The 1,644-nt window shown below is 27.3% G+C and carries 3 protein-coding genes; all 3 read right to left on the bottom strand.

What is annotated here, in order from left to right; genetic code table 11:
* Window positions 1-91: 91 nt before the first annotated feature.
* Window positions 92-910 (bottom strand): hypothetical protein, encoded by an 819-nt coding sequence (locus tag FNW38_RS17320; protein ID WP_144065109.1) that lies wholly within the window; start codon window positions 908-910, stop codon window positions 92-94.
* A gap of 9 nt (window positions 911-919) precedes the next feature.
* Window positions 920-1,384 carry a hypothetical protein gene (locus FNW38_RS17315; protein WP_144065108.1) on the bottom strand — a complete coding sequence of 155 codons (465 nt, stop codon included), beginning with the start codon at window positions 1,382-1,384 and terminating at the stop codon, window positions 920-922.
* Between the two features lie 77 nt (window positions 1,385-1,461).
* Window positions 1,462-1,644, bottom strand: a 183-nt coding sequence (locus FNW38_RS17635) for a hypothetical protein (RefSeq protein ID WP_218043843.1), incomplete at its 5' end; no start/stop codon positions are given.

Here is a 1,644-nt window from a genome sequence, read left to right as displayed (position 1 = left end):
GTATACGAGACCCGTACGTACGGTGGTGTGAGAGGCGCACTCCGTTAGTTTCTGGCGGAGCCGTCTACTCGATTATGTGCTGGTTATATATTTATTTAGTTAATAATGACTGAATTTTTGCACAAGGATTAATTGTCGGTTTTGGTAAAACTTCAAGCAATTTAATTTCATATTTAAAATTCTTTTCTAGAATTATAAAGCCAGGTTTAAAACCATTTAGTTCATTTAAATAAATTTTCCCAAGGTCTCCTGGTTCAATTTGGACTTTACTTGTAAACGTTTCTGACATAACAATTGTCTGTTTTATCAAATTTTCTATAGTTAATCGAATCTTAATTTCGGTTACTTCATATTCGGATAGGTTTAGGACTGGTATTGTAACATTTTCAAAAGAGGTGGTATTATTTTTATCCCAATTCAACTGAGGACAAGACACAGAAAATATTGGTCTGTATGTTTTTTTTTCAAAATCTTCACATTCTTTGGAATAGTTTTGAAAATAAAATGAAAAAAATGTGTTTGAAGAAATTTGATGGTTTGTAAGTCGCAATTTATAATATATACCATCAACTTTTGTATAGATGTTAAATGATGTGTTGTCTATCACTTGACCACCAGCTAAAGCGTCTAAATTATCATATTTTAAAAATTCTACGTTCTTGTTTTTAAAAAAGAAATTAGCTTTTTTGAATTCAGAAAGCAAAAGTTCTTTTACAGCAACTTTATCTTCAACATCTTCATTTAATGAGAAATCAAATAATTTTAAAAAACTTGATGAGTCGTTGTTTTTTATACAATCTATGGTAAATTCAGAAATTGAATTTAAATTAGACTGGTCTAATTCTTTTCTTTGACTGTAAGAAATAAGACAAATAAAAAGAAATATTATGGAAATAAAGTTATGTTTCATTTTGTAAAATTATTTTGTTAAAAGTGCTTTTTGAATTAAATTTTTATCTTCTTTTTCAAATTTAATCCAATCTTCAATGTGATTTATTATAATTTTACTAAATAACTCTTTTTTAATATTTTTTGAATAAAATGTTTCGAATGTAGTTATTATATGGTCAAAATCCTCAATACCAGATAAAAAACTATAGTCAGGGATAATTGTTAAGTTATTAAATTCTAATTTATTTTTGACAAATCCAGAAATTAGACCTTCGTCTATTGAAAATATATACTCTTTAATTTGATGACAATATTTAATAATTATTTTTTTATCAGAATTTTTAATTTCAATCAATAATTGTTCAATATTAATAGGGTTTTCTATATTACCTTCATTTTGAGAACCAATCAAAAAAGGCAATGTTAAACCTGTTTTCTTTTCGATTATGCATTTGTAGTATAGAAGCTTATACCAAAAATTATTTTTTTCCATTTGAAATATTTTAAGATTGTTTTTAATATTTGTTTTTTGCAGAATTTTGAGGTTAACTAGCACATAACGTCTTGGTGCTACACGTGGTTTGTGACTAAATTAGCGTAATTTTTCAGTTTAACCAAATTCTCACAAATACAAACCAATTTTCCCATTAAGCCAATTACCCAAATCACTTGTAGCAGCTGTGTGTGCCTTGCATGCACTTCCAATTCCTCAAAAGTAGGAATTTTATCTAGAGGGTGCAAGTCCCTTATCGG

This window comes from Flavobacterium gawalongense (assembly GCF_007097265.1).
In the GTDB taxonomy this organism is placed as follows: domain Bacteria; phylum Bacteroidota; class Bacteroidia; order Flavobacteriales; family Flavobacteriaceae; genus Flavobacterium; species Flavobacterium gawalongense.
Note: the sequence above shows the minus strand (reverse complement) of the source record. Positions and strands in the feature narration are given on the sequence as shown.

Coding starts and splice junctions, on each gene's coding strand:
- FNW38_RS17320 (WP_144065109.1), bottom strand. CDS start 910: ATGAAACATAACTTTATTTCCATAATATTTCTTTTTATTTGTCTTATT.
- FNW38_RS17315 (WP_144065108.1), bottom strand. CDS start 1,384: ATGGAAAAAAATAATTTTTGGTATAAGCTTCTATACTACAAATGCATA.